The organism is Providencia sp. PROV061, assembly GCF_011045655.1.
Lineage (GTDB): Bacteria > Pseudomonadota > Gammaproteobacteria > Enterobacterales > Enterobacteriaceae > Providencia > Providencia hangzhouensis.
The window spans coordinates 1,546,817-1,573,373 of record NZ_CP042861.1; the positions used below are offsets into that span (position 1 = coordinate 1,546,817).

Genomic DNA, 26,557 nt, shown 5'->3' on the forward strand with positions numbered 1-26,557 from the left:
AACCTTAGGCTTTGTGTGTCACTGGCACTTGTTACGACTTTTTTTAGTCATGCTCCAAAAGCAGAGCGCTTTAACAATGTAATTGATGATTTTGATACCTACCTTCAAATGGAAAAAGAAGGCAAAGTACAAGAGCAAAAACAACAATTGCCAGTTAATACACAAAACCAAGGTTATGATATCTTTTCTTCGCTATCTACCGTTCCTGCGCCAAAAGAGAAGCAAAAATCTGCGGCAGCGAATAAAGGAACTAAAGGCAAAACTACAGGGAAAAGTAAATCTGCTGCTACATCAACGAAGAAAGCAGATGTAGCGAAAGCAGACCCTGTAGAGCCAGAAAAAACGACTTTTCCTGAAGTGTGTGCGGTGGCGACAGAAAATGGCGTAGCGCCTATTTTATTGTCGTCTTACCCTTATTTTTTTCAAAGCAACCAATGGGATCCAGCTTATCTAGCAAAAGATTTTGCAAAGTATCAATTGGTTCTTGACCCACTCGGCTTATATTCATCTAAATTTGCTAAGCCAACAGGTATTAATACCTCTGCTTATCTTGAGCAACTGGCACAATTAATTGAACGCCAGCAATTAACACATCTATATAAGTTTGGTATTGCTCAAGGAGTAGGCCAGCTTATTGCCTATAATCATTTACTCAATGATGATCAACTCGTTTCTGAACTCATTAATCATAATAAGAGTATTGCGCAATTAACGCAGACAATTACCGAAAAACAATTTGAGATTGATAAACTAAACGACGAAGTTCTGAAGAGTAAAGAGCATATAGCCCAGCTACAGGCGGTTGTAAATTCATCAGATGATCAGTCTTTAATTGACACATTAAAGGCTAAATTGGCGGATGCCCAAAAAACAATTGAGCAAAAGCAAAATAGTCTTGAACAATTAAGTCAAGAAAATCAGCAAACCCAAGAAACGATTGCCCAGCTTGAGAAACAATTAAATGAAAGTGTTGTTGAACAAGCCCAACTTAAACAGCAATTAGCAGAAAAAGAACAACAATTTGCTACCGCAAATTTGAAAATTGAGCAATTAACCGCTGATATTGCAAAATTGGAGTCAGAGGCTAAAAATCAACTGCAACTTGTTGGTAATACTGATGAACAAATGAAGTCAGTGACAGCTGAACTTTTACAGCAAAAAGAGTTGTTAAAACAGAAAGAAAATGAATTAGCTACGGCTAAAAGTGAAAAAGATGATGTCCAATCTTCTTTGGTCGCTCAGCAAGAGAAAAGTAAATCATTAGAGTCACAAAACCAGCAACTACAAGCCCAGTTAGTCGAAAAAGAACAATTAGCGAAAAGCATTCAAGCTTCTCTGGCGGAAAAAACTGAACAAGCTGAGCAAAAAGTCGCATTAGAAAATGCCTTAAAAGTTGCCCAAGAACAGCTGAATTCATATCAAAGTACGCAAAATACGTTAGAAAAACAGTTAGCTCAAAGTGAAAAACAGCAAGCCGAGTTGCAGGCGAAGCTCAACCAGCAAGAGCACGATTACGTTACGGCACAGGCGCAACTGAAACAAGCGAACGCAGATCTACAAAAGCTCCAAGGGGAGATGGAAAAACAAACCGCCTTGATGAGCCAAGCCAGCGACCAACAAGTTAAAGCGTTGACGGCGGATTTAAACAAACAACTCGCTTTGCTGAAGCAAAAAGAAGACGGGTTGAAGAAAGCTGAAACGGAGAGCCAAACCACCCGTGAGGCGCTCGCCAAACAGCAAGCGGAGGCAAAAGCCTTAGCCGAGAAAAACCAGCAGCTTGCTGCCGAATTGCAACAAAAAGCGCAACAAGCGGAAAAAATTCAAGCGTCCTTAGCCGAGCAGACGGCGAAGGCTGCCGAGAAGGTGGCGTTAGAAGCCCAACTGGCTGAGGCGAAAAAACAGTTAGCCGAGCACCAAACGGCGCAAAATGCGTTGTCCAAACAGTTTGCGAACAGTGAAAAACAGCAAGCCGAGTTGCAGGCGAAGCTCAACCAGCAAGAGCAAAATTACGTTACGGCACAGGCGCAACTGAAACAAGCGAACGCAGATCTACAAAAACTCCAAGGGGAGATGGAAAAACAGACCACCTTGATGAGCCAAGCCAGCGACCAACAAGTTAAAGCGTTGACGGCGGATTTAAACAAACAACTCGCTTTGCTGAAGCAAAAAGAAGACGGGTTGAAGAAAGCTGAAACGGAGAGCCAAACCACCCGTGAGGCGCTCGCCAAACAGCAAGCGGAGGCAAAAGCCTTAGCCGAGAAAAACCAGCAGCTTGCTGCCGAATTGCAACAAAAAGCGCAACAAGCGGAAAAAATTCAAGCGTCCTTAGCCGAGCAGACGGCGAAGGCTGCCGAGAAGGTGGCGTTAGAAGCCCAACTGGCTGAGGCGAAAAAACAGTTAGCCGAGCACCAAACGGCACAAAATGCGTTGTCCAAACAGTTTGCGAACAGTGAAAAACAGCAAGCCGAGTTGCAGGCGAAACTCCGCCAACAAGAGCAAAATTACGTTACGGCACAGGCGCAACTGAAACAAGCGAACGCAGATCTACAAAAACTCCAAGGGGAGATGGAAAAACAGACCACCTTGATGAGCCAAGCCAGCGACCAACAAGTTAAAGCGTTGACGGCGGATTTAAACAAACAACTCGCTTTGTTGAAGCAAAAAGAAGACGGGTTGAAGAAAGCTGAAACGGAGAGCCAAACCACCCGTGAGGCACTCGCCAAACAGCAAGCAGACGCAAAAGCCTTAGCGGAGAAAAACCAGCAGCTTGCTGCCGAGTTGCAACAAAAAGCACAACAAGCGGAAAAAATTCAAGCGTCCTTAGCCGAGCAGACGGCGAAGGCTGCCGAGAAGGTGGCGTTAGAAGCCGAACTGGCTGAGGCGAAAAAACAGTTAGCCGAGCACCAAACGGCACAAAATGCGTTGTCCAAACAGTTTGCGAACAGTGAAAAACAGCAAGCCGAGTTGCAGGCGAAACTCCGCCAACAAGAGCAAAATTACGTTACGGCACAGGCGCAACTGAAACAAGCGAACGCAGATCTACAAAAGCTCCAAGGGGAGATGGAAAAACAGACCGCCTTGATGAGCCAAGCCAGCGACCAACAAGTTAAAGCGTTGACGGCGGATTTAAACAAACAACTCGCTTTGTTGAAGCAAAAAGAAGACGGGTTGAAGAAAGCTGAAACGGAGAGCCAAACCACCCGTGAGGCACTCGCCAAACAGCAAGCAGACGCAAAAGCCTTAGCGGAGAAAAACCAGCAGCTTGCTGCCGAATTGCAACAAAAAGCACAACAAGCGGAAAAAATTCAAGTGTCCTTAGCCGAGCAGACGGCGAAGGCTGCCGAGAAGGTGGCGTTAGAAGCCGAACTGGCTGAGGCGAAAAAACAGTTAGCCGAGCACCAAACGGCACAAAATGCGTTGTCCAAACAGTTTGCGAACAGTGAAAAACAGCAAGCCGAGTTGCAGGTGAAACTCCGCCAACAAGAGCAAAATTACGTTACGGCACAGGCGCAACTGAAACAAGCGAACACGGATTTGCAGCAGCTGAAGAATGAAGTTGAAACAAAAACAGCTTTAATGAATCAAGCCAGTGACCAACAGATTAAAGCGCTGACGGCAGATTTAAACAAACAACTCGCTTTGCTGAAGCAAAAAGAAGACGGGTTGAAGAAAGCTGAAACGGAAAGTAAAGTAACTCGTGAGGCGCTCGCCAAACAGCAAGCAGATGCAAAAGCGTTAGCGGAGAAAAACCAGCAGCTTGTTACGCAACTGAAACAGAAAGCGCAGCAAGCAGATAAGATCCAAGCATCTTTAGCAGAGCAAACTGCCAAATTAGCACAAAAAATTACGTTAGAGTCTGAATTAGCAACAGCAAAAAAACAGTTGGCTGAGCAGCAAGCAGCACAGAATGTTTTATCAAAACAATATGTTGAGAGCCAAAAGCAACAGCAACAATTGCAAGAAAACTTAAAACAAAATGAACAAAATTTTGTTAATGCTCAAAAACAATTGGAACAGGCTAATGCAGAACTGCTGAAATTACAAAAAGATGTTGAAAAACAAACAGCGCTAGTAGGTCAAGCAAGTGACAAGCAAGTTAAAGCGTTAACTGCGGACTTAAATAAACAAGTTACATTATTGAAAGAAAAAGAAAGCGCTATTGCCAAGTTAGAATCTGAGAAAAAATCAATTAGTGACGCTCTTGCTACCCAAGAAAGTGAGAAGAAAAAACTTGACCAGCAAAACCAGCAATTTACTAAGCAGACTAAGGCTCAAGAAGACAAAATCAGCAAACTTGAAAGTGATATTGCGGCTAAAACAAAGAAACAGTCTGAAATTGAGCAAAAACTGACAGACACGAATAAACTTCTTGGTGATTTAAAAGCGAACTCTCAAAAAGAGTTGGCATTAGCACAAGAAAAATTGAAAAAACTACAAACGGAATTGGATTCAAGTAAATCCATTTCGAGTGATGAAGCTTTAAAATCACAAATTATGGCGTTAAATCGACAGATAACTCAATTACAAAATGAAAATGATGCATTAAAAGCAAGAGGTGGTTCGAAATCGAGTACTGGTCTGGCTGGGCGAATTCCTCCTAGCAAAGATGCAAAAGTGATTGCCGCAGAAAATGCGAAGAAAAACCAAAAAATTATTGAGCAAATTACCGCTCAAAAATACAGTAAGCTCGATAGCAATACTTACTATAAAATCATTCAAGTTGGCTCACCGATAAAAGACGTGAAAAATAAAGACGTGACTTTTATTATGAGAGAGCAATTAACTGACGGTAAGGTTACGGTGTTGTATACCGATCAAAACCCTGTCACATTACCTTATAATCAGTTACCTGCACCATTAAACTCCTTTGTCGAACGAGCAGGGGAAGGGGGAATGGTTAAAGTCTATATTAAACCTGAAGGTGGGTATGGCGTTGAAGGCATACCAGGTGAGGTACCACCAAACTCCATGTCAATTATTGATTTAAAAATAATCAAAGCGAAATAGCATAGCTTTTATTTAAGGTTATCTTAAAGGTAATTTGTCACTGAAAGGCAAATTACCTTTTTTTGTGATGTATCAATCTGAAAGAAGTATAAGAAGTATAAGAAGTATAAGAAGTGAATGTGAATATTTAAAGGAAGGATTTGATGTTTGCCTTTCTGCCAGATTATAGTGAAGATTAAACTTCTATAACTGACAGGGCATGAGTTAGAGTCTTACTGAGCGGTTAAGCTGCTATTCTTGACCGACTCGGTGTGTAGCCAAACCGTTTTCGATAAGTTTGGGTGAAGTAAGATTGACTTGAAAAGCCTGCTTCCATGGAAACCTCTACAATACTCATTGTAGTATTAATTAATAACTGGTGTGCATACATAATACGTTTTTCACTTATCCATGCGCGTGGTGACGTTGCATAAACGGTATTGAACAGTTCTTTAAATGTTGTTAATCCCATACCAAAAGTACGTGCGAACTCACTTAATTTCCACTCTTTAAGATAATTATTTTCCATAAACATTTGTAGACGTTCTATTTGGCGACTACTTAGCTGTCTAAAATTAGATAGCAATAAAGCACCTTGTTCACTGTAGCTTAGTAATAACAGTAATTCACTAACTCGGAGTGAGAAAATGACGTCAGGGTATTCGTTATTAACAAATGTATTTAAGCTTGATTTGATTTCTTCAATGAGAGGGGATGAATTAAATTTAATGATATCACAGGGTAAGCCTTCATTGCGGTCTATTTCGCTTAACTCAGTGCCATGATTGGCGATGAAACTACGCAAAAAGTTATCATCCAAGGATATCCAAAGTAATTTGCAACTTGTTGTTTCAGTGAGCTGTAGTGAGTAAGCTCCCTGTTTGTGATATAAGATATCGCCTTCATTTAAAGATTGTGAGTTAGCTGGGGTTTCTAGTAACACAGAGCCTTGTTCTATAATTAAAAGCCCTTTAGTTTCTAGGTCAATAATGTTATGGGCCGCGTTACTATCAATGTTTATCTGTTTAATGAAGTGTCGATTTGGTGAGTTTATTGCTTGCATGACTATACCTTTTTAATCGTATTTAAATATAAATTCAAAATAAAATATTCAACTATTCCTATCTGGTGATATAAAGCATGGATGTTATTAGTATGATTGAAATTATATAAATCGATTAATTTTGTGTCACATTATAATTCTAAATATAAATAAATGTTTCTAAATATACTTTTTCCGAGCTATTGGTGTGGATTACTCGGTATTTTTTGTGTAATTAGTGGGATAATTTAATTATTATACTTATAATTTTAATTAGTTTGGATTTTTAATCTGAATTGATAAAATTAGTCGTATGTTAATATGTTATCGTTTTTTACACCTAAACCGTGTTTTTTTCTACTTTCTTCTTACTTATCATTTTTAGCATAGTAATATAAATTTTAGCTATGCTAATGATGATTATAGATTTCGGCAAAACTATCATTTATTAATTTTGCTAATGTAATTAATGGTTATTAATCTAAGTTATTTATTTTTTAAATCGATATGATTGATTTAATTTATTAATATGTGGGGGATTGCTATTTGTTTGTGACTTGAGTCTCGTTTTTTAATTGATAGGTTTCTATGATTGCTTTAATAGGTATTTTAAATATATATTTTTATAAATAGTTCTTTAGCGTTACTACTTATTGCTCGCCATTTTTCAACATCTTTGTGCTTTATTATTTCTCCTCATGTTGTACTTTGCTTTAAATAGAGGGTTAAGCTTGAGCTATAGGCTCACTAATTATGGCTCTTGTTTCTGAGTTGCTCGCTTGTTTACTTTAGCTGGTAAATCAGGGACTGGTTTACGATCATCAAGTAAATGACGTATAGCGAGAATTGGGTGATGGATTAACATCTTCGGGCCAGCCCAGCGCATAACTAGCTTCATCTGCTCTCTCATTTTGGGTTGGTAACAATGGATTGGACATTGTTTACATGCTGGTTTTTCTTCTCCATATCGGCATTTTTCTAATCTATTAACGGCATAGGAAAATAGTTTTTGATAAAAATCAGGTGATTCTGCTGGTGCTGGATAGGCTTTCTCATAGATTTTTATCATTTTTTCAATCGTTTTAATTTCACGGTGTATGCGTTTGCCAACCATAGAAAATTCTCTATAAAAACAAAACATATATTTAATATACAATTTATGGTTGGTTTATGATAATTTTTTTGTATTTTTATTGATGGGACTCAATAAAATAGTGAGTTATTAGGCGTAATAAAAAGAGGGTAATAAAAAAATACCCTCTTATATTAGTGTGAAAAAACACTAGCTAACGTTAAATGATCGATAGAATATCATTATCTTTTAGGATGTTAGCCCAGTTTTTGAATTTCATTATGTGAGAAAAACAACTAATACTATTATCGTGATAACCTATTGACTCGAGAGCATTATTTTTTGCATTTCATCTTTAAGATGTAATTTTTCTTTTTTTAGCTTAGCGACATGCTCATTGTAACCAGCACCAGAAGGCCCTTCTAATTTGCTGATTTCTTTGTCGAGTTGATGATGTTTTTCATAAAGAGTTTGAAAACGGGGATGTGTAGAGATTAATTTTGAAACTAAATCTTGATCTGCTGATAACATACTACCTCCTCAGAATATATTAAGCCTCAGTTTCAGTATAAACAGTGCATGCATTTTGTACATCCAAATAGCTTGTAATTTACATAATTTTTATTAGTTTTATGATCCTTCTACTAGAATTAAGTAGTATTACATGGCTTTTACCTGAGTTATCTATATTTTTGTAATTAAGAATCATCTATAGTGATAATTACGGTGTAAATGACTTAACATGGATAAAAGACTGGTTTTAAAAATTAGTTTTGTGTTCTTAAATAGGAATAAATAATGAAAAAAGCGATTTTATCTGTAATGGCGGCGGCACTAATTTCATCTTGTGCAGTAGCAACGGAAGATTTGGAAAAGATCGCGCCATACCCAAAAGCAGAATCGGGTATGACTCGTCATGTGATTGAATTAACCAAGCAACAAAATGAAAATGACTTTATGGTTGAGTTAGTTATTGGAAAAACGATCAAAGCAGATTGTAACCGCCAATGGTTTATGGGTGATCTAGACAGAAAGACGTTGGAAGGCTGGGGCTATGATTATTATAAACTCGACGAAGTAAAAGGCCCTGCATCTACTATGATGGGATGCTCTGAGCCTGCAAAAGACCGTTTTGTGACGACTCAATTAGGCGATGATGCATTTGTGCGTTATAACAGCAAATTACCGATTGTGGTTTATGCTCCGAAAGATATGCAAGTAAAATATCGTATCTGGTCTACAGACGATAAATTAATTGATTCAGTTACAAAATAAATATTAAAGAAAATGCCGCATTTAGCGGCATTCAGACTGCTGACAAACATATTATGTTTGGCGACAAGTCTAATAGGTTTTGAAAATAAATCAGGAAAATCAATTTATTGATTTTCGGCTGATAACACAAAGCGGGAAAAACCACGCTTTTATCCCGCTTTGTCAACAACCTCAAATGCCGCATTTAGCGGCATTTTTTATAGAAACCAATTTAGCGAATAACGAAGACAGATGTTTTCGCATGGCGCACGATTGCAGAGGCTGTTGAACCTAATAAATAGGTTGAAGTGCTTGGGTGATGGGAGCCTACAACAATGAGATCTGCGCTAATTTCTTGCGCATAATCTAAGATTTCATCTTTAGCTGAACCAATACCAATTTTGCAGTTAATCCGTTCATCAGCAACTTTGATATCTTTAATGACTTCTTCTAACGCACGCATTGCAAGGATTGAGCGTTCCGCAGAATCTTTGTTGCTTTCTGGTAATGCGGCAATTTCAATACCAAAAAATAACTCAAGGCTCGGAATAACGGATAGAAAATGAATTTCAGCTGAGCTTAGTTGCGCTAGTGCCTCAACGTGTTTGATGATCTCTTGGTTTAATTCATCTTCTAACAAATCAATAGGGACTAGGATTTTTTTATACATAGCTACCTCATTTTCGTATTATTTAAAATTAATTACAAAAGGTTATCTACAATATACTATAAGTTAAATGAAAAGTAATAAATGCTATAACGTGCGCATTTATAGCGATAATCTAAAAATGACATAGCTTCTTCTTTGAAAAGAAAGAATAATTATTATCAACTCTCAGTGTTATTTACAAATCACACTGAGACTTTTAACAAAATATATGCGAAGATTGCGGTAATTTGCTTAACTAATTGATTTAAATGTATTATTTGAATGATAATTGTTTTGTTTTTCATTAAAGAACCCATTTTATGACTATGAATAATGCTTCAACACAGAAAAAAAGTGATTTTGAAATCCAACAAATAAAATTTAAAGCCGCAAAAAAAAGTACCTTAGTCAGTGTTGTCGTAAATATTTTCTTATCGATTTGGCAGATAATTGTTGGTATTTTTTCTCATTCTTCCGGGTTAGTCGCTGACGGTATTCATACATTATCGGATTTGGTCGCTGATTTTGTGGTGTTGATAGCCAATAAGAAAAGCCACAAGAAGCCAGATGAAGACCATCCATATGGTCATTTTCGTTATGAAAATGGCGCTTCATTAATATTAGGTATTATTTTATTAATTGTGGGCGTGGGAATGGTTTGGTCAGCGATTGAAAAATTACTGAAACCTGAGTTAATTCCTGAAGTTCACTCAATTGCATTGATTGTTGCACTGATTGCTTTAGTCGCAAAAGAGGGGCTGTTTCGCTATATGTTGCATGTCGCGAAAAAAGTAAACTCCAGTATGTTAGTGGCGAATGCATGGCATGCTCGTTCCGATGCGGCTTCCTCCCTAGTGGTGGCCATTGGTATTGTTGGTAGCTTGTGTGGGGTTAAAATTTTTGACCCACTGGCCGCGTTGATTGTAGGGACATTTGTTTTTCGGATGGGGTTTAAATTCACCAATCAATCCATGCAAGATTTAATGGATAAAGGCGCAGACGAAGAAACTTTGCAGGAAATCCGTTCTGTTTTGGATAATATTAGTGAGTTATCAGGATATCATGATTTAAAAACACGTAAATCGGGTGACTTTTTATTGGTGGATGTGCATTTAGAGCTTGATGGAAATATGAGTATTACTGTTGGCCATGAAATTGCGGTAAATGTGCGTAAAAAATTGATGGAAAACCCATTAATTTTGGATGTTATGACCCACCTTGACCCGTATGACAAAGACGCTAAGCATTAATCATACATTTATTTTATTTTTCGATAAAAACCGAGCTTTAAAGTGGCTCGGTTTTTTATTGCAAGCTATTATGTAAAATCAACACATTAATTATTGCACCTGATTGATAACAAGGCGAAAATTAATAAGCAGTTTCAAGATGGCACAATAAGGTATTTGTTTCAAAATATAGGGCAAATGTAGCAAACCCCAAAAAATGCTCTCTATAGTGATTATTGAACGATTGAGGAAAAAATGCGGTTAACTCAAGAACAATGTCAGACATTTCGCGCCCCAAAGGTTATTGCCCTTACTAATCAAAATGGTATGAAGGTTATTCTCAGTAGCCTAGGAGCTAGTTGGGTTAGCTGTATACTTCCGCTAGCAACAGGAAAACGAGATGTTGTTTTAGGTTCACCCAATATGGCTAAACAGATGGAACAAGGGGTATACCTTGGTTCAATCGTTGGGCGAGTTGCTAACCGCATAAACAATTCACAATTCACGCTAAATGAACAGCATTATCAACTTGCGAATAACCAAGGTGTACATTGCTTGAATGGTGGAAAACACAGTTTTAGCCATCGCATATGGGGTATTTTTCAACCAACACCTCAAAAAGCTGTTTTTTCTTTGACGTCGCCTGTTGGTGATCAAGGCTTTCCGGGGCAGTTAGACGTTGAAGTGAGCTATGAACTCACAGAAGATAATCAAGTCGTTATTCACCATACTTATCAATCGACAGAAGCTTGCCCTGTTAATCTTGCGAATCACATCTACTTTAACTTAGCGGGGGAGGACTCGGTCAGAACGGCTTTGGAACATGATTTATATATTGATGCAGACCAATATTTGCCGACAGATATGGACGGTATCCCAACGGGAGAGTGGTATAACGTTGCAGATACAAATTTTGATTTTCGCCAAAGTAAACGGATTGGCCGAGATTTCTTACAAGATGATGACCAACGTCGTGTTGGGGGGTATAACCATACGTTTATATTAAACAACACATTAACCGATGGTCTGCAGACGGTGGCAACCCTCGGGGCACCAAGTGGTGATGTGCGGCTAAATATCGCAACCACGCAGCCTGCATTACATGTGTACAGTGGAAATAACCTGCTTGCAACGTCGGGGAAAACACGAACGTATGTCCCTTATTCAGGGGTAGTGATAGCAACTCAGTTTCCAGCAGATGCAATCAATCACCCTGAGTGGGGAGAACAATACAGTTCGATTGCATTTCCTCAACAAATGTATCAAAACCAAACGCGTTACCAATTTGTTTTCTAATAAAATAGTGAATATTCAGCGCCTCTATATTAAGGCGCTGAATTACTCGCCAGTTAATGCTCGCCAGTTAATAATTTCCTTAGTCTTAAATAACGAATAGATCCATATATTCATTGACGGGCATTTTTTCTAGCATTGGCTTATCGAGAGAGGCTTTTAGAATTCGAATTTGTTGAGCCTCTGGGAATTGCCTTGCTAAATTAATTCTAAATTTATTTAATAACAATGGCATCCCTTCTTTACGGCGGCGTTTATGGCCAACAGGATATTCGATAACAACTTCATCAAGCACTTGCCCATCCTTCAATGTAATGGTTAACCCATTGCTAATCGAACGTTTTTCAGGGTCATGATAGTCTCGGGTAAACTGTGCATCTTCAGTGCAATGCATTTTTGCACGTAATGCATCAATACGCTCATCTTTGGCAATATTATCGTCATAATCAGCAGCCGTTAAACGACCAAAAATTAATGGGATAGCGACCATATATTGAATGCAATGGTCACGATCTGCCGGATTATGTAATGGGCCTTTTTTATCAATGATACGAATACAAGCTTCATGAGTGCGTATGGCAATAGACTCAATATCTTGAGCCGTTTTTCCTAATTTTTCGAGGGTTTGGTGGAGTTGTAACGCTGCCTCTACTGCTGTTTGGGAATGAAACTCAGCAGGGAAAGAAATCTTAAACAACACATTTTCCATAACATAGGAGCCATAAGGACGTTGAAAACACAGGGGTTGTCCATTAAATAAAACATCGTAGAAGCCCCAGATTTTAGCCGTTAGCGCCGTTGGATAGCCCATTTCCCCTTTTTGAGCCATTAAAGCCAGCCGTACAGCACGGGAGGTGGCGTCACCTGCCGCCCATGACTTGCGAGACCCTGTATTGGGGCTATGGCGGTAGGTACGTAAGCTGTGGCCATCAATCCACGCTTGGGAAACAGCATTGAGAATTTGTTCTCTTTCCAGCCCCAATAGATGAGAAACAACCGCAGTTGATGCCACTTTGACTAAAATAACATGGTCGAGCCCGACTTGGTTAAAGGCATTTTCTAGTGCGATGCAGCCTTGAATTTCATGCGCTTTAATTAATGCAGTCAAAACATCTCTAATAACTAGCGGGGGCTTGCCTTTCGCAATGTTTTCACGAGAAAGCCAATCCGCAGTGGCTAAAATACCACCAAGGTTATCCGACGGGTGGCCCCATTCGGCAGCCAGCCAAGTGTCATTAAAGTCGAGCCAACGGCACATTGTGCCAAGATTAAATGCGCCTTGCACTGGGTCTAATTGAAATTGGGTGCCTGGGATTTTTGTGCCATTTGGCACAATCGTACCCGGAACGATAGGCCCTAATAATTTTTTACATGCAGGGTATTCAAGGGATTCCATACCGCAACCAAGGGTATCGAGCAGGCAATGATAAGCCGTATCATAGGCGAGGTCAGAAATAATTGGGTAATCCATTACATAATCAACAATATCGCTGATCACTTTATCAAATTCAATTTGTTGCGAACGCACGGTTTGTGTTGTCATTAGGTTACCTTTTAACGCTGTTCTATAGGAGTAAATAATTGATTTTCAGGACCAATATAGTTGGCTGAAGGACGAATAATTTTATTATCTTGTCGTTGCTCAATAATATGTGCTGACCAGCCAGCGGTACGTGCCATAACAAATAATGGGGTAAACATGGCGGTGGGAATGCCCATAAGGTGATAAGCCACAGCAGAAAACCAATCTAAATTTGGAAACATGTTTTTTTCACGTTTCATTACGGATTCAATTCGATCCGCAACGGTATAAAGATGTCGATTTAGGCTCTGTTCAGATAACTGTAAAGCGACAGACTTGATAATAGGGTGGCGGGGGTCTGCGAGGGTATAAACGGGGTGGCCAAACCCAATGATAACCTCACTATTTTTAACGCGCGCTGTAATATCTTGTTCTGCTTCCTCCATTGAGGCATAACGTTGCTGAATTTCTAATGAAACTTCATTTGCCCCCCCGTGTTTTGGGCCACGCAAAGCGGCAATTGCACCTGTCATCGCAGAGTAAAAATCCGTGCCTGTTCCCGCAATAACCCTTGCTGCGAATGTCGATGCGTTAAATTCATGTTCTGCGTATAAAATTGCCGCAATATGCATAAATTTTTCCCATTGAGCAGGGGGCTTTTTACCGTGTAATAGGTGCAAGAAATGCGCGCCAATTGAATCATCATCAGTTTGGGTTTCAATACGTCTTCCATGGTGGCTAAAGTGATACCAATATAACAACATCGAACCCAGTGACGCTAATAAGCGATCAGCAATATCCCTAGCACCGGAAAAAGGGTGAGATTCTTTTTCGGGTAACACGCAGCCCATCATTGATACGCCTGTGCGCATGACGTCCATTGGGTGCGCGTTCGCGGGTATGGATTCTAACGTTTGTTTAACACTTGCCGGTAACCCCCGAAGAGATTGCAGCTTTTCTTTATATGCAACGAGTTCGGTTGCTGTCGGCAGCCTTTCATGGATGAGCAAATGCGCGATTTCTTCAAATTCACATTGTGTGGCTAAGTCGTGAATGTCAAACCCGCGATAATGCAGGTCATTACCATTACGCCCAACGGTACAAAGTGCGGTATTTCCTGCAGTAATACCTGAAAGTGCAACGGATTTTTTAGGTTTAAATTGAGGTGTTTCAGTACGACTAAGTTGTTCATTCATCATTTATTCCTTGTAGGGGACAGAGGCGATGCAACTTTTAGTAATGATAATTGCCTAAAAATTAAGATTTATTCTTGGAAAATAACGCATCCAGTTTTTGTTCATAATCGTAATAATGAATACTTTGATACAGCTCTTCTCGAGTCTGCATAAGTGGAATGACACTTTTTTGAGTGCCCTCTTTGCGTAATGTTGTATAAACCTGTTCAGCGGCTTTATTCATGGCTCGAAACGCAGACAGTGGATACAGCGCAATGGCAATGTCAACACTGCGTAGTTCATCAAGAGTAAATAAAGGGGTTTGACCAAATTCAGTTAAATTGGCCAGTACGGGAGCGGAGGTATTACTTGTAAACTGTTGATACATAGAAAGCTCAGTAATTGCCTCTGGAAAAAGCATGTCCGCACCGGCTTCTAAGTAGGCTTGTGCACGTTCCAGTGCGGCATCAATGCCTTCGACCGCTAATGCATCGGTTCGAGCCATAATGACAAAGCTGCCATCGGTTCGTGCATCAACAGCCGCCTTGATGCGGTCGACCATCTCTTGTGTCGAAACAATTTCTTTATTAGGGCGATGGCCACAACGTTTTGCACCCACTTGGTCTTCAATATGCAACCCTGCCGCACCGGCTTTACAAAAGGATTTCACCGTGCGGGCGACATTAAAAGCAGAAGGACCAAAGCCAATATCGGCATCGACCATAAGTGGTAAGTCACATACATCAGTAATGCGTCGAATATCAATTAAAACATCATCTAACGTTGAAATACCTAAGTCCGGCATGCCCAGTGACCCCGCAGCGACGCCACCTCCAGATAAGTAAATAGCTTTATAGCCAGCTTGTTTTGCAAGGAGCGCGTGGTTGGCATTGATAGTTCCAACGAGCTGCAATGGAGATTCTTGCTTGATAGCCTCACGAAATTTTTGTCCTGCACTAAATGACGACATAATAGCCTCATATGATGTTAATTAATTGTAATGAAATTGAGATAACTATAGTCATATAGCAATTGACGTGCCAATCTGGCTCTAAATTACATGGGTATGCAAATGTGTTTAAAATCAAACTGATATTGTTTTTTTTGATTTGTGACGGGAAAAACAATTTTAAAATAATCGGTTGGTGTGTTTCGTTGAAACAAGATATTGTCAATTGAAACATAAATGAAACATGGTAAGAAGGTATGGCGATGATGGAAAAACCGATTATTTGGACTGTTTCAGTGTCTCGGTTATTTACACTGTTTCGAGATATCAGCCCTGAATTTAGTGAACAAGCGGAAATCACCCCACTAAACCTTGGTTTTGAGCAGGCGGTAGAGGCCGTACATCAACGATTACAGGGTGGACATTGTGATGCCATCATTAGTGCAGGTTCAAATGGTGCTTATTTAAAAAGCCATGTTTCAGTTCCTGTTATTATCGTGAAAATTAGCGGGTTCGATGTCATGCAAGCATTGGCCAAAGCCCGAGAGATTAGCGATAAAGTCGGGATCATTAATTATAAAAAAACACTTTCCTCATTAGATGAATTTCAGCAACGTTTTGGTTTGCAAATTGAACAGCGTAGTTATGTCACCGCAGAAGATGCAAGATCTCAGCTTAAAGCATTAAAAGCAATGGGAATTTCCGTTGTTGTAGGGGCTGGGCTCATCATGGATTTAGCTGATGAAATGGGGATGACAGGGGTTTTTGTCTATTCCACACAAACCATACGACAAGCATTCTCAGACGCTATCGAATTAAGCCGAATGTCGAGGCGTGAAAACCATTCGCAAGACAAATATCTCCTTCCTAATCCCGCAAAAGTCCGTTATACCATTAATGACCTGATTGGTTCGTCATTACCGATGGAACGTGTTAGGCAAACTATTATGTTGTACGCACGTTCTGATGCAACAGTATTGATTCAAGGTGCGAGTGGAACTGGGAAAGAGATGGTGGCACAAGCGATTCATCACGAATATACCTTATTTAATCAACATAAGCGCAGTAAACAGCAAATGCCTTTTGTGGCCGTGAATTGCGGGGCGATCCCTGAAACATTATTAGAAGCCGAATTATTTGGCTATGAAGAAGGTGCCTTTACTGGCTCTCGCCGGGGTGGCCGAGCAGGGCTATTTGAACTGGCGAATGGGGGAACACTGTTCTTAGATGAAATTGGTGAAATGCCGATTGCATTACAAACAAAATTATTGCGAGTGCTCGAAGAGCGTTCTGTCGTGCGTGTTGGGGGGTATAAACCGTTAAAAGTCAATGTACGAGTCATTTGTGCGACTCATTGCGATTTAGACCGTTGGGTAAGAGAAGGGCATTTTCGTGCCGATCTATTTTATCGGCTCGGGGTATTGAGAATGCGAGTTCCAGCACTCAATGAACGTGGCGATGATATTTTTGTATTAGCGGAGCGGTTACTTAAGTTAGCCTTTGCAGGCTTAATGCAGCCGTTGCCTTCTTTTCGTGTACAGCAGTTAATTGCGTGTAAACGCTTTTTTGTTGAGTATTCATGGCCCGGTAATGTGCGAGAACTCAGAAACTTAATGGAGCGAGTTGCACTTTATTGTAGCGCATACCCCGAAAAGGCCATTAGTGAGGAAATGTTGGCGAGTCTATCTCCTGAGCGCAAATGGGATGCAACAAGCCATGAGGTTGTTATCGATAAAAGTAAGGAACCGCTTACTGACGTGATGAATAGGTTTGGTGGTGATCGTAAAGCCGTAGCTCAGTATTTAGGTATTAGCAGAACAACCCTGTGGCGGCGTCTTTCTTTATTAGAGAAAGCAAATCAGGTAAATCACGATACTAAATAATAATTAATTTGTATTCATTCAGGAGGGGGGTTGATTAAAAGGTAATGGATTAGTGAGAGTGCCATAAAGGAGATAATTAGGTTGTTTTTATTCATAGAATCATTGAATACTACTTGTTGAATTAAATTCATTCAGTCGTGTTCAGTGACAAATAAATTATTTTGTTATTAAGTGCTTTTAGGATTTTTTCCATATGACTTAAGTTGTATCAAATCGTAACAAAAAACAGTGATGTTAATATTTACCTATTATTTTGATTTTTAAGTATTACTTTTGTTTTTCTTGTTGTTCTTTCACTAAATTCACCATCGTAAAAAACGTGATTTTTCTCACATAAATTATTTTGCTAGTCACCATTAGATTTTCTCATTTTAACTTCATGATTGAACGTTCTATATTGCGCTCAAATTAGTCCTATCTTTGTTTTTTTACTACTGCACTAATCGCCGAAATGTGTTCTTTCTTGGGAGCACAATGCTGTCGTATTCAACGATGTAGTTGCAGCGCATATTATTTATTTTGTTAGTTGGAGAGTGGGGCGTGAATCAGTCCACTACTATCATGCGCAAACGCGACAATGCATTCGTTCCTGTTGCAGGGTTAACGATTTTTGCTATTGCATCGGGTTATTTAATGAGCTTAATCCCATTATCGATGGGAAGTTTTGGTATTGATACGCAATATGCGGGTTGGTTAGCGAGTGCGTATTATATTGGTTTATTAATTGGCTCAATGTTAATTGAACCAATTATTGCCAAAATAGGCCATCGTCTTGCCTTTATTGGCTTTTTATTGATGCTTGCCGCGACAGTTATTGTACTGCCGTGGACCCCGACCATTGAAGCTTGGTTGCCAAACCGCTTAGTTGCAGGGGTTGCAGTGGCTGGGATTTTTGTGGTTGTCGAATCTTGGTTATTGATTGGCGATAATCCGAAAGAGCGTGCTAAACGTTTAAGTTTTTATATGACGTCATTGTATGGCGGAACCACTCTTGGCCAACTTGCTATTGGTGTTATTGGAACCCATGGTGCTTATCCGTTTATGGTGGTATTAGGGTTATTATTATTAGCGGTAATGCCACCGTTATTAGTACGTCAAGGCCAGCCAGAAAGTGGTTCGCATCAAAAACTGTCATTGAAAAAAATTGCTCGTTTAAGTAAACCTGCAATTATCGGTTGTATGGTTTCTGGTATTACCATGGGGACTATCTATGGGTTAATGCCGTTATCATTGAAAAAAGACCAATTCACCACCGACCAAGTCGGTGTGTTGATGGCTTCAATTATTCTTGGTGGGATGTTAATACAGCCAGTTGTTAGCAAATTATCTGTCTTAATGAGTAAAACCTTATTACTTGCGATGGTTTCATTATTAGGTGTTTTTGCTATGGGTGTTATTTATATTTCGAGTGACTACTTAGTGATGATTGTCGCTTTAGCGCTACTCGGTATGTCAACTTTTGCCCTATATCCTGTGGCGATAACGTTGGCGTGTGATAACTTAGATTCCTCCTATATCGTCGCAGCAACACAAGTGATGCTGTTTAGTTACAGTATAGGTTCAGCAATGGGGCCTATCGCAGCAGGGACGTTTTTAGGCCAACATAATGGTTTAGTGAATTTCTTCTTTATTGTGCTGTTAGTGACTGCGATTTATATGTTAATTGCGAGCTTACGTCGTAAAGCCAGTGTGTTAGCAAATTAATTTTATCGACAAATAAAACTGCTAAATAAAAGGCTCTGTGAATTACTTACAGGGCCTTTTTGTCGTTCTAATTATTTCTTTTTATTGACGGTTGAAGGTGACAGTTGTGCTTCAATGGGTGAATGCTTTGTATTACGTACAATGCGTTGCTCCCAAAGCTCCCCTAATTTGAAATCCCATGATAGCGGTGATATTTCTGTTCTACCTGCATTTGGGGCAAATGTAAGTTCGCTGAAATACAAGGTATTTTCATCAGACATCAAAAAATCCGCACGGCAATAATCAAAAGGTGTGACGAGTATTTCTGCTAACCGTAACATTTCTTTGAATAGTGGCGGCTCAGATACGGGTTCCAGCATGTTTGGATAACCAAAAGTCACGGGTTGTAACTGCCAGTTGATATCATAAATATTAATAAATTCATTGCCAAATTCGTCTGAGTAATCAATCTCTGCATAGGCAGGCTTACCAGAGAAGCAATGGATCCTGCATGTTTCTGGTACTAACTTCCGGTTTTTATTAGCGAATAAATCAATATATTCTTCACACATAATTTGTGCGGGAATAGTTTTATAATGACGTTCTCGAGTAATATAGTAAAGGTTTTTAGTTAAATGAAAATCTAATTTATTTTTAGCTTTTAGCCAGTCAAAGTGTGCTTTATCGCGACAAATAATGCTACTACCACTGTCGTGATTGCATTTTAAAACGAAACGCTCTGGCAGTTTGTTTAGATCAATTTCATCGACACTTTTATAAGTGGCGATGATAGGTACTAAATATTCATTTCCTATTGTTCGTGAGATATATTCCCTTACCGCGAGTTTATCTGCAAATTGTGAATATAATGGATTTTTATCTCGCAACATTCTGAAATTTACTTTCTCATTAAAACTTTTTGGGGCTTTAAAATCAGGGCGGTAATTGAGTTTTTTAGTAAATTTATTAGTGAGATATGTTTTGTCACTCACTATGAGTGTACGTAATTTTTTTATAAAATACTCTGCTTTTTTCATGCGAGCACCAACCATTCTAAAATTGTAGTGTGTAATTAAAATCTAATTTTTATTTGATTATATTTTTTATAACTTAAATAAAGCATCAATAAATGTAACGGTCAATTTAATAATTTCTTAATAAATAAATATTAAACAAAAGATAAATAATGTTCATTTTGTTAATAATAGCCGGATATCCGTACACTTTTATATCAATAATTCAATCGATCGTTTTAATTATTCGTCATTAATAATAAGGGTATTGTTTATTTAAAGTGTAACAAAAGTAAAGAAGATAGACCTTAAGGATTTATTTAGATAATGTCCCTCCTAAAATAAGGGAATAGAGGGGACATTTGAGAGAATTGTTATTTATAACTTACTAAGATAACTATTTTAATGGCGGCTGCCCCATCTTTTTTAGGAATCGTATTTGAGCCGCAACGAGTTGTTTGTAATCAATACAACGATATGGCATATCATATTGCTGCGCCAATTGGGCTAAGATGTGAGCTAAAGCAGGGTAATGGCGGTGATGCCAATGAGGAAAAATATGATGTGTAAGGTGGTAGTTTAGTCCCCCAGTTAAACGCCATAAATAATGGGGGGTCGGTAGCCAGTCACAAGCCGTGACAAAATTATGATGGTACCAACCATGCTTGATCTGTTTATCTTCAGGAGCAGTGAAAAACTGCGTCTCTGCCCAATGTGTACCGAGTAATAAATAAATGACAAAAATGGATGCAATCATTTGGCTCAATAAGTAAGTGATAAGTATTGTTGTTAAGCTGATCCCATGGCTGTGAGCCACTAGCAGTGGGGTGCCAATCATTAATATTAAGTGACATACTTTGCTACCTAAAAATAGCGTCCAACCCAGTTTACCCTGTAAAACTTTCTGTGTTTTTAAGCGTGTTTTCCCAGTTCTGTCCGACCAATCAAAAACCAGTGCAATCCATGTGAGTGATAATGATGCAACGAAAGGCCAATAAATATGTTGATATTTCATGAAAGGTCGCCAGCGTTGAAATGGCGTTTGGCGGAATATACCATTTTCTTCAGTATCTAAATCATAATGCTCAATGTTGGCATAGTGATGGTGATAATGAACATGGCGTGTACGCCAAAACTCTGGCTCTAAACCTAAAGGTAATGTCACTAAACGGCCAAATAACCGATTTTTCCAGCTTGATTTAAATAAGGTATTATGACAGGCATCGTGCTGGCCAATCACATTCAATAGCATGATGAGTAAAACAAATACAAAATAGGATAATATGTAAATTGAGGTAGATGTTGTTATGAGTGTTGGCAGGTAACTCAGAAGAGCAAAAATAAACAAGATAGCAATTGCAGTAAGATCATATCGGCTGGCAAATACGTGATCTTGCTTAGTTTGCAGATATTCTTGACTAGCTTGTTTTAATGCAGCATGAAATTGTTGTTCGTTAGCATTTGCGAACGTGAGTTCGAAGTCAGTGTGATGCATGCTACTCTCATTTGAGGTTATCTTCTTTTAATTAAAGAGTATATCTTCACTAAGTAAAGCGTCGCAAAATAAATATGAAGGGGGAGAAATATTTCGACTTATTCTGAATCAATTTTTATCAAGAATAATAATTTTTGGTATTTTGGATGAATATTTTTGAGAAATATCGATATAAATTGAGGATTTGTGCAAAGTAAACAATTAAATACGAGTTAACCATTAATTAAACTGATATATATTCTATAAAGTATTTGGTCAAAACACGTACTTATTAATTTTCTGAAATATAAAAACTAGCTACATCCTTGTAGAGTGATCCTTTAATATTAAGGTATCAGGGAAAAATGTGTCTGTCTGTAATAAATTATGTGAAAAAAATACTCAATCTAATTTAAGTTGTTAATAATAAAATATAGTTATCATTTTAGATGGGTTTGTTTTAATTATCCATTATATTTGTTTTACCTAAGCTAAATTAGGAGCTTGCCTATATGAATAATGCGTCAACATGATGAAATAGCCACAGATAAATTATTTTTCGAATAAGGAATGTTATATGAAAAAAATACTGTTAATAATTTTATCAACACTGATTATTCCTGTGTCCGCTCAAGCAGGTTATCAATATTATGGTTGTGATAAAAAAATCTATCAACTAGAGAAACAGCTAAAATATGCCAAAATGCATGGTAACCGAAATAGAGTTGCGGGGTTAGAGCGCGCTATTTCAAATGTACAAAATAACTGTTACGACCATTATTCTGGAGCGACAGGCCCAACTAAACTAAATCATCGATATAGTTTTACTGAAACTGATCATTTAGAGCAGCAGATAGAGGCGTTACAAGATGAAATCGAACGCTTAAAAGCCGCTAAAAAATAATGTAATAGGTAATATTAAAACCCAATATTATTTATAGAATAAAACCGTGTTGGATGAATTTAGCACTATTGCTGCTTGTCGTAATTATTGTCATATTCACTTTAATTTTTGTCTAGCTATAGCGCATTGAATTAATCAGTGAAATAATAAGTTAACGTCGTTTTTTAATATTGTATACTTTTTATTATGGTTATTCGTCCTCACCAACACTGGTTTTTTCGGTTATTCGACTGGCATGGCTCTGTACTGTCAAAAATAACATTTCGGCTTTCTCTAAATATAATGATATCAATCGTAGCAGTACTAAGTTTCCAATGGTACGAGCGATTAGGTATACACTTAACAATAGCCCCCTTTAGCTTACTAGGGATTGCCATCGCAATATTCCTAGGTTTTCGCAATAATGCATGTTACAGCCGCTTGATTGAGGCTCGCACACTCTGGGCTTCGTTATTAATTAACCAAAGAAATATTCTAAGAAATATTAAAGGGTTATTACCTAATGATCAGGCCGCCCAAAAGGAATTTGCTAATTTGCTGATTGCTTTTGGTTGGAGCCTTAAACATGAATTAAGGAAAACCAGCCCAATCATTGATATGTATAGGTTATTACCCCGTACTATTTTTGATGAGGTTATCCGAAGTCCGTTTCCCACTAGCCGAATATTATTGCAGATTGGCCTAAAGGTGGGGGAATTACGCGATAAAAAAGTCATCAGTGATGTACTATTTCAAGCTATTAATAAAGATATTAATGCGCTATCGGAAGTTCTTGGCGGCTGCGAACGTATTGCGAACACGCCGATCCCGTTTGCTTATACACTAATTTTGCAGCGAACAGTTTACTTATTTTGTTCGTTACTTCCATTTGCATTGGTTGTTGACCTACATTATATGACGCCATTTGTTTCTGTTTTTATTTCTTACACTTTTTTAGCGTGGGATGCACTAGCCGAGGAACTTGAAGATCCTTTTGGGACTGCTGCAAATGATTTACCGCTGAATGCCATTTGTAATAGTATTGAACGCAATGCATTGGATATGTTGGATATTCAACCACTTCCCCCTCAGTACCAGCCAGATAAATATTTTAACTTGTTGTAGTGCTAATCTATTCATTCTTGAAGACAGTAGAGCGTGATATTCACGTTTTACTGTTTCTCCTTATTTCTCTTTCCTCTTTTTTCTTTTCTATCGAATATTATTTTGTCTTTTTGGGTCATACAAATCAGGAATTCTGTACAGATAATCTTATCAATACTATACTCCCCCTATGTATACTAAAGGGGCTTAAATATGCCACATTCCCCAAAAGAAAAAAAAGCAGTTCTTACGCGGGTCAGAAAGTTGAAAGGGCAATTGCTTGCCTTAGAGTCAGCCTTGGAAGATGAGGTTGAATGCGCCGCCATTTTACAACAAATTGCTGCTATTCGTGGGGCAGTTAATGGTTTGATGGCGGGGGTATTAGAGAGTCATTTGCGGGAAGGGCTTCAAGAGTCAGCAACAACACAGTTGCAAAAAGACTCAGTAGACGATGCCATCTCATTAATTCGTACCTATTTGCGGTAAATAAAGAAGGAATAACGATGAAATCACGTGCAGCAGTTGCATTTGGCCCTGGTGAGCCATTAAAAATTGTCGAAATTGATGTCATGCCACCAAAGGCTGGGGAAGTGTTAGTCAAAATTAGCCATACGGGTGTTTGCCATACTGATGCATTTACCTTGTCAGGTGATGACCCTGAAGGGTTATTTCCTGTGGTATTAGGGCATGAAGGCGCGGGCGTTGTTGTTGAAGTCGGTGAAGGTGTAACTAGCGTTAGCGTTGGTGACCATGTCATCCCACTTTATACGGCAGAATGTGGAAAATGTGTTTTTTGTGAGTCAGGCAAAACGAACTTATGTGTCTCTGTTAGGGAAACACAAGGTAAAGGTGTGATGCCTGATGGGACCACACGTTTTTCTTACAATGGCCAGCCTGTTTACCATTATATGGGTTGTTCAACATTCAGTGAATATACCGTTGTTGCCGAAGTCTCTTTGGCTAAAATTAACCCTCAAGCCAATCATGAAGAAGTGTGTTTATTAGGTTGTGGCGTGACCACGGGTATCGGTGCTGTACATAATACGGCTAAAGTACAAGAAGGTGACTCAGTTGCAGTTTTTGGCCTCGGTGGGATTGGTCTTGCGGTTATTCAAGGAGCAAGGCAAGCAAAGGCTGGCCGTATTATTGCCATTGATACTAACCCGTCTAAGTTTGAATTAGCGCGCCAATTTGGTGCGACAGAATGTTTGAATCCTAATGATTTTGATAAGCCGATTCAGCAAGTGTTGATTGAGAAAACCCAGTGGGGAGTTGATCATACCTTTGAATGTATTGGTAATGTTAATGTTATGCGTGCAGCACTTGAAAGTGCACACCGAGGATGGGGTCAATCAATTATCATTGGTGTCGCAGGGGCAGGGCAAGAAATTTCAACTCGTCCATTCCAATTAGTAACAGGGCGGTCATGGCGTGGTACGGCTTTTGGTGGTGTGAAAGGTCGTAGCCAGTTGCCAAAAATGGTTGAAGATGCCATGAAGGGTGATATTGAGCTGTCTCCATTTGTGACGCATACATTGCCATTAGAGCGTATTAATGACGCATTTGATTTAATGCATGAAGGCAAATCAATCCGCACCGTTATTCACTATGATTAAGGAGTCTTTGATGGAGAGAATTGAACGCCATGCGTGTTTTGGGGGCTGGCAGGATGTTTATCAACATCAATCCACCGTGCTCGGCTGTGAAATGAAGTTCGCAGCTTTTCTACCACCACAAGCGAAAACAACCGTCTGCCCAGTGATTTATTGGTTATCAGGGTTAACCTGTAATGAACAAAATTTTATTACTAAGGCGGGAGCCCAACAATTTGCGGCAGAACATGGCGTGGTTATAATCGCACCAGATACTAGCCCTCGAGGGGCTGAGGTTGCTGATGACGAGGCTTATGATTTAGGACAAGGCGCAGGTTTTTATGTGAATGCTCTGCAAGCCCCGTGGAGTCATCATTACAGAATGTATGATTATATTGTGTCTGAACTACCTGATTTAATCGAAACACATTTGCCTATATCTGATAAACGTTCTATTTTTGGCCATTCTATGGGTGGACACGGGGCTCTAATGATTGGCTTACGAAATGCAGGCCGATATTCTAGTTTATCTGCATTTTCTCCTATTGTTGCTCCAACCCAAGTTCCATGGGGGCGCAAAGCCTTTATGGCTTATCTGGGGGAAGAAACAGCTAGCTGGTCTCAATATGACACTGTTGAATTAATCGGAAAAGCGGAGGCTATTCCACCTATTTTAGTGGATGTAGGCACTGCGGATCCTTTCTATCAAGAACAATTAAAACCCGAGTTATTTGCAGATATTTGTGACAAAAAGCAATTTGAATATCGTTTGAATTTACGTGATGGATATGACCACAGTTACTATTTTATTAGTAGCTTTATTGGTGAACATATTGCATTTCATGCACGCTATTTAAACGATAATAGCTGAGTATGGTAGTGTTAGATATATTGTAGTGTTAGATATATTGTAGGGTGAGGCCAATAGTTGGTTTCACCTTGCTATTCCTTAACGTTTTAATCATGCCTAAATCGCTACTCTAACCCTCCATGGGAGAGCTTGCTGATTGCTTTAATCGCACTGATTGCGACATCTTTATTTGGGTCATTACATAATTCAAGTAGTCGATTAATCGTATTATGTTGTTTCAGTCGTATTTTACAATCACCTAAAGCGGATATGGCAGCTATTTTTACATCATCATTTTTTCTTTTCGTTAAATCAAGTAATGTATTTATGACTTTGTTATCCATCTTTTATCCTAATCAGGGTATTAAGAAATAAAGTTAATTAAAATTCATTTGTTTCAAAATATTAATTTCAATGTAGAGATGCTACTAAATGAAAGAATTTATTAATATCAAAAAACACAACTAATATGGATATAGTATGATTAGGTTTTTGTATGAATAGGTAGCAAAAATCATACCTATTCATATATAGGGATTAGAAAGATTAAATAAGATTAATTAAAAAACCTGTGCTTTAACGGATTGATAAAAAAATATTATTTGTATACTAAAAATGGTGGGAGAGTTTACTCAGTGCCTTTATTGCAGACACCGCAACATCCTTATTGGGATCTCTACAGAGTTCAATTAAACGGTTGATCGCATTTTGTTGTTCAACGGTCGCTTTATAATCACCTAATGCGGAAATAGCTGCAATTTTAACATCATCATTTCCACGATGCGTTAATTCAATTAATGTTTCAATAATGTTATTTTCCATGTAAACCCTTTGAAATACCTATGCGATACCAAGGTATTCTAAGTGAATTTACTTGAGATTTATTTTTGAAATTTAATGCTTT

The 26,557-nt window shown here is 38.7% G+C and carries 22 protein-coding genes; 11 read left to right on the forward strand and 11 right to left on the reverse strand.

The window, feature by feature from the left end; genetic code table 11:
- The first annotated feature begins 15 nt into the window (after positions 1–15).
- Entirely contained in the window at positions 16–5,007 is a 4,992-nt protein-coding gene (locus FVA72_RS21645) for a hypothetical protein (protein WP_243154743.1), read from the forward strand.
- Between the two features lie 223 nt (positions 5,008–5,230).
- On the opposite strand, the gene FVA72_RS06890 is transcribed toward FVA72_RS21645, so the two are convergent.
- The 3 genes from FVA72_RS06890 to FVA72_RS06900 form a co-directional block, all read right to left on the reverse strand.
- Positions 5,231–6,049 carry a helix-turn-helix transcriptional regulator gene (locus tag FVA72_RS06890; RefSeq protein ID WP_004261788.1) on the reverse strand — a complete coding sequence of 273 codons (819 nt, stop codon included), beginning with the start codon at positions 6,047–6,049 and terminating at the stop codon, positions 5,231–5,233.
- A gap of 730 nt (positions 6,050–6,779) precedes the next feature.
- Positions 6,780–7,142: a nitrous oxide-stimulated promoter family protein gene (locus FVA72_RS06895; RefSeq protein WP_096863321.1), complete on the reverse strand. Its 363-nt coding sequence runs from the start codon at positions 7,140–7,142 to the stop codon at positions 6,780–6,782.
- A 276-nt stretch (positions 7,143–7,418) separates the two neighbouring features.
- Complete coding sequence (locus tag FVA72_RS06900) at positions 7,419–7,631, reverse strand: DUF465 domain-containing protein (RefSeq protein ID WP_004261774.1); 213 nt, start codon at positions 7,629–7,631, stop codon at positions 7,419–7,421.
- 267 nt (positions 7,632–7,898) lie between these two features.
- On the opposite strand from FVA72_RS06900, the gene eco reads away from it, so the two are divergent.
- Positions 7,899–8,375, forward strand: a complete 477-nt coding sequence (eco, locus tag FVA72_RS06905) for a serine protease inhibitor ecotin (protein WP_094962081.1) — start codon at positions 7,899–7,901, stop codon at positions 8,373–8,375.
- A gap of 211 nt (positions 8,376–8,586) precedes the next feature.
- Here the strand turns inward: eco and FVA72_RS06910 are convergent, their stop codons facing one another.
- The gene (locus tag FVA72_RS06910) at positions 8,587–9,024 is read right to left on the reverse strand and encodes a universal stress protein (RefSeq protein ID WP_004261767.1); all 438 of its coding nucleotides are present in this window, start codon (positions 9,022–9,024) and stop codon (positions 8,587–8,589) included.
- A 299-nt stretch (positions 9,025–9,323) separates the two neighbouring features.
- Here FVA72_RS06910 and FVA72_RS06915 point away from each other — a divergent pair, with 299 nt between their 5' ends.
- Complete coding sequence (locus tag FVA72_RS06915; RefSeq protein ID WP_110592136.1) at positions 9,324–10,253, forward strand: cation diffusion facilitator family transporter; 930 nt, start codon at positions 9,324–9,326, stop codon at positions 10,251–10,253.
- Between the two features lie 234 nt (positions 10,254–10,487).
- Positions 10,488–11,528 carry a galactose-1-epimerase gene (locus FVA72_RS06920; protein ID WP_110592135.1) on the forward strand — a complete coding sequence of 347 codons (1,041 nt, stop codon included), beginning with the start codon at positions 10,488–10,490 and terminating at the stop codon, positions 11,526–11,528.
- 85 nt (positions 11,529–11,613) lie between these two features.
- On the opposite strand, the gene FVA72_RS06925 is transcribed toward FVA72_RS06920, so the two are convergent.
- From FVA72_RS06925 to prpB, 3 genes are all read right to left on the reverse strand, one after another.
- Positions 11,614–13,068 (reverse strand): bifunctional 2-methylcitrate dehydratase/aconitate hydratase, encoded by a 1,455-nt coding sequence (locus tag FVA72_RS06925; protein ID WP_110592134.1) that lies wholly within the window; start codon positions 13,066–13,068, stop codon positions 11,614–11,616.
- Positions 13,069–13,079: 11 nt separating this feature from the next.
- Entirely contained in the window at positions 13,080–14,243 is a 1,164-nt protein-coding gene (prpC, locus tag FVA72_RS06930) for a bifunctional 2-methylcitrate synthase/citrate synthase (RefSeq protein ID WP_094962084.1), read from the reverse strand.
- A 61-nt stretch (positions 14,244–14,304) separates the two neighbouring features.
- On the reverse strand, positions 14,305–15,192 hold the full coding sequence (prpB, locus tag FVA72_RS06935; protein ID WP_110592133.1) for a methylisocitrate lyase: 888 nt from the start codon (positions 15,190–15,192) through the stop codon (positions 14,305–14,307).
- Between the two features lie 245 nt (positions 15,193–15,437).
- Between prpB and prpR the strand changes: the two genes are divergently transcribed.
- Together prpR and FVA72_RS06945 are read left to right on the forward strand one after the other, a co-directional pair.
- Positions 15,438–17,054, forward strand: coding sequence for a propionate catabolism operon regulatory protein PrpR (gene prpR / locus FVA72_RS06940; protein ID WP_110592609.1), 1,617 nt, complete (start codon positions 15,438–15,440; stop codon positions 17,052–17,054).
- Positions 17,055–17,615: 561 nt separating this feature from the next.
- Complete coding sequence (locus tag FVA72_RS06945) at positions 17,616–18,758, forward strand: MFS transporter (protein WP_004261743.1); 1,143 nt, start codon at positions 17,616–17,618, stop codon at positions 18,756–18,758.
- A 71-nt stretch (positions 18,759–18,829) separates the two neighbouring features.
- On the opposite strand, the gene FVA72_RS06950 is transcribed toward FVA72_RS06945, so the two are convergent.
- Both FVA72_RS06950 and FVA72_RS06955 read right to left on the reverse strand, forming a co-directional pair.
- A complete protein-coding gene (locus FVA72_RS06950; protein ID WP_036958454.1) occupies positions 18,830–19,774 on the reverse strand; it encodes an ATP-grasp fold amidoligase family protein in 945 nt (314 codons plus the stop codon).
- A gap of 373 nt (positions 19,775–20,147) precedes the next feature.
- The gene (locus FVA72_RS06955; RefSeq protein WP_096863325.1) at positions 20,148–21,245 is read right to left on the reverse strand and encodes a fatty acid desaturase family protein; all 1,098 of its coding nucleotides are present in this window, start codon (positions 21,243–21,245) and stop codon (positions 20,148–20,150) included.
- A gap of 556 nt (positions 21,246–21,801) precedes the next feature.
- Between FVA72_RS06955 and FVA72_RS06960 the strand changes: the two genes are divergently transcribed.
- From FVA72_RS06960 to fghA, 5 genes are all read left to right on the forward strand, one after another.
- Positions 21,802–22,128 (forward strand): DUF1090 family protein, encoded by a 327-nt coding sequence (locus FVA72_RS06960; protein ID WP_110592132.1) that lies wholly within the window; start codon positions 21,802–21,804, stop codon positions 22,126–22,128.
- A 186-nt stretch (positions 22,129–22,314) separates the two neighbouring features.
- Positions 22,315–23,232 carry a bestrophin family protein gene (locus tag FVA72_RS06965; protein WP_036958452.1) on the forward strand — a complete coding sequence of 306 codons (918 nt, stop codon included), beginning with the start codon at positions 22,315–22,317 and terminating at the stop codon, positions 23,230–23,232.
- A gap of 192 nt (positions 23,233–23,424) precedes the next feature.
- Positions 23,425–23,697 carry a formaldehyde-responsive transcriptional repressor FrmR gene (gene frmR / locus FVA72_RS06970; RefSeq protein ID WP_004261729.1) on the forward strand — a complete coding sequence of 91 codons (273 nt, stop codon included), beginning with the start codon at positions 23,425–23,427 and terminating at the stop codon, positions 23,695–23,697.
- Between the two features lie 17 nt (positions 23,698–23,714).
- Positions 23,715–24,827, forward strand: coding sequence for an S-(hydroxymethyl)glutathione dehydrogenase/class III alcohol dehydrogenase (locus FVA72_RS06975; RefSeq protein WP_004261726.1), 1,113 nt, complete (start codon positions 23,715–23,717; stop codon positions 24,825–24,827).
- Between the two features lie 10 nt (positions 24,828–24,837).
- Positions 24,838–25,674 (forward strand): S-formylglutathione hydrolase, encoded by an 837-nt coding sequence (gene fghA / locus FVA72_RS06980; protein ID WP_110592131.1) that lies wholly within the window; start codon positions 24,838–24,840, stop codon positions 25,672–25,674.
- Between the two features lie 104 nt (positions 25,675–25,778).
- Here the strand turns inward: fghA and FVA72_RS06985 are convergent, their stop codons facing one another.
- Positions 25,779–25,997 (reverse strand): HEAT repeat domain-containing protein, encoded by a 219-nt coding sequence (locus FVA72_RS06985; protein WP_004261720.1) that lies wholly within the window; start codon positions 25,995–25,997, stop codon positions 25,779–25,781.
- A 265-nt stretch (positions 25,998–26,262) separates the two neighbouring features.
- On the reverse strand, positions 26,263–26,475 hold the full coding sequence (locus FVA72_RS06990; RefSeq protein ID WP_004261718.1) for a HEAT repeat domain-containing protein: 213 nt from the start codon (positions 26,473–26,475) through the stop codon (positions 26,263–26,265).
- Positions 26,476–26,557: the final 82 nt, after the last annotated feature.

Bases quoted from the DNA above. Each gene is read 5' to 3' on its own strand.
- FVA72_RS06920 (WP_110592135.1), top strand. From the start codon at position 10,488: ATGCGGTTAACTCAAGAACAATGTCAGACATTTCGCGCCCCAAAGGTT.
- FVA72_RS06890 (WP_004261788.1), bottom strand. From the start codon at position 6,049: ATGCAAGCAATAAACTCACCAAATCGACACTTCATTAAACAGATAAAC.
- eco (WP_094962081.1), top strand. From the start codon at position 7,899: ATGAAAAAAGCGATTTTATCTGTAATGGCGGCGGCACTAATTTCATCT.
- FVA72_RS06950 (WP_036958454.1), bottom strand. From the start codon at position 19,774: ATGAAAAAAGCAGAGTATTTTATAAAAAAATTACGTACACTCATAGTG.
- FVA72_RS06915 (WP_110592136.1), top strand. From the start codon at position 9,324: ATGACTATGAATAATGCTTCAACACAGAAAAAAAGTGATTTTGAAATC.
- FVA72_RS06960 (WP_110592132.1), top strand. From the start codon at position 21,802: ATGAAAAAAATACTGTTAATAATTTTATCAACACTGATTATTCCTGTG.
- FVA72_RS06975 (WP_004261726.1), top strand. From the start codon at position 23,715: ATGAAATCACGTGCAGCAGTTGCATTTGGCCCTGGTGAGCCATTAAAA.
- fghA (WP_110592131.1), top strand. From the start codon at position 24,838: ATGGAGAGAATTGAACGCCATGCGTGTTTTGGGGGCTGGCAGGATGTT.
- prpC (WP_094962084.1), bottom strand. From the start codon at position 14,243: ATGAATGAACAACTTAGTCGTACTGAAACACCTCAATTTAAACCTAAA.
- FVA72_RS06985 (WP_004261720.1), bottom strand. From the start codon at position 25,997: ATGGATAACAAAGTCATAAATACATTACTTGATTTAACGAAAAGAAAA.
- FVA72_RS06990 (WP_004261718.1), bottom strand. From the start codon at position 26,475: ATGGAAAATAACATTATTGAAACATTAATTGAATTAACGCATCGTGGA.
- FVA72_RS06965 (WP_036958452.1), top strand. From the start codon at position 22,315: ATGGTTATTCGTCCTCACCAACACTGGTTTTTTCGGTTATTCGACTGG.
- FVA72_RS06925 (WP_110592134.1), bottom strand. From the start codon at position 13,068: ATGACAACACAAACCGTGCGTTCGCAACAAATTGAATTTGATAAAGTG.
- FVA72_RS06900 (WP_004261774.1), bottom strand. From the start codon at position 7,631: ATGTTATCAGCAGATCAAGATTTAGTTTCAAAATTAATCTCTACACAT.
- FVA72_RS06945 (WP_004261743.1), top strand. From the start codon at position 17,616: ATGCGCAAACGCGACAATGCATTCGTTCCTGTTGCAGGGTTAACGATT.
- FVA72_RS06910 (WP_004261767.1), bottom strand. From the start codon at position 9,024: ATGTATAAAAAAATCCTAGTCCCTATTGATTTGTTAGAAGATGAATTA.
- frmR (WP_004261729.1), top strand. From the start codon at position 23,425: ATGCCACATTCCCCAAAAGAAAAAAAAGCAGTTCTTACGCGGGTCAGA.
- prpB (WP_110592133.1), bottom strand. From the start codon at position 15,192: ATGTCGTCATTTAGTGCAGGACAAAAATTTCGTGAGGCTATCAAGCAA.
- prpR (WP_110592609.1), top strand. From the start codon at position 15,438: ATGGAAAAACCGATTATTTGGACTGTTTCAGTGTCTCGGTTATTTACA.
- FVA72_RS06895 (WP_096863321.1), bottom strand. From the start codon at position 7,142: ATGGTTGGCAAACGCATACACCGTGAAATTAAAACGATTGAAAAAATG.
- FVA72_RS06955 (WP_096863325.1), bottom strand. From the start codon at position 21,245: ATGCATCACACTGACTTCGAACTCACGTTCGCAAATGCTAACGAACAA.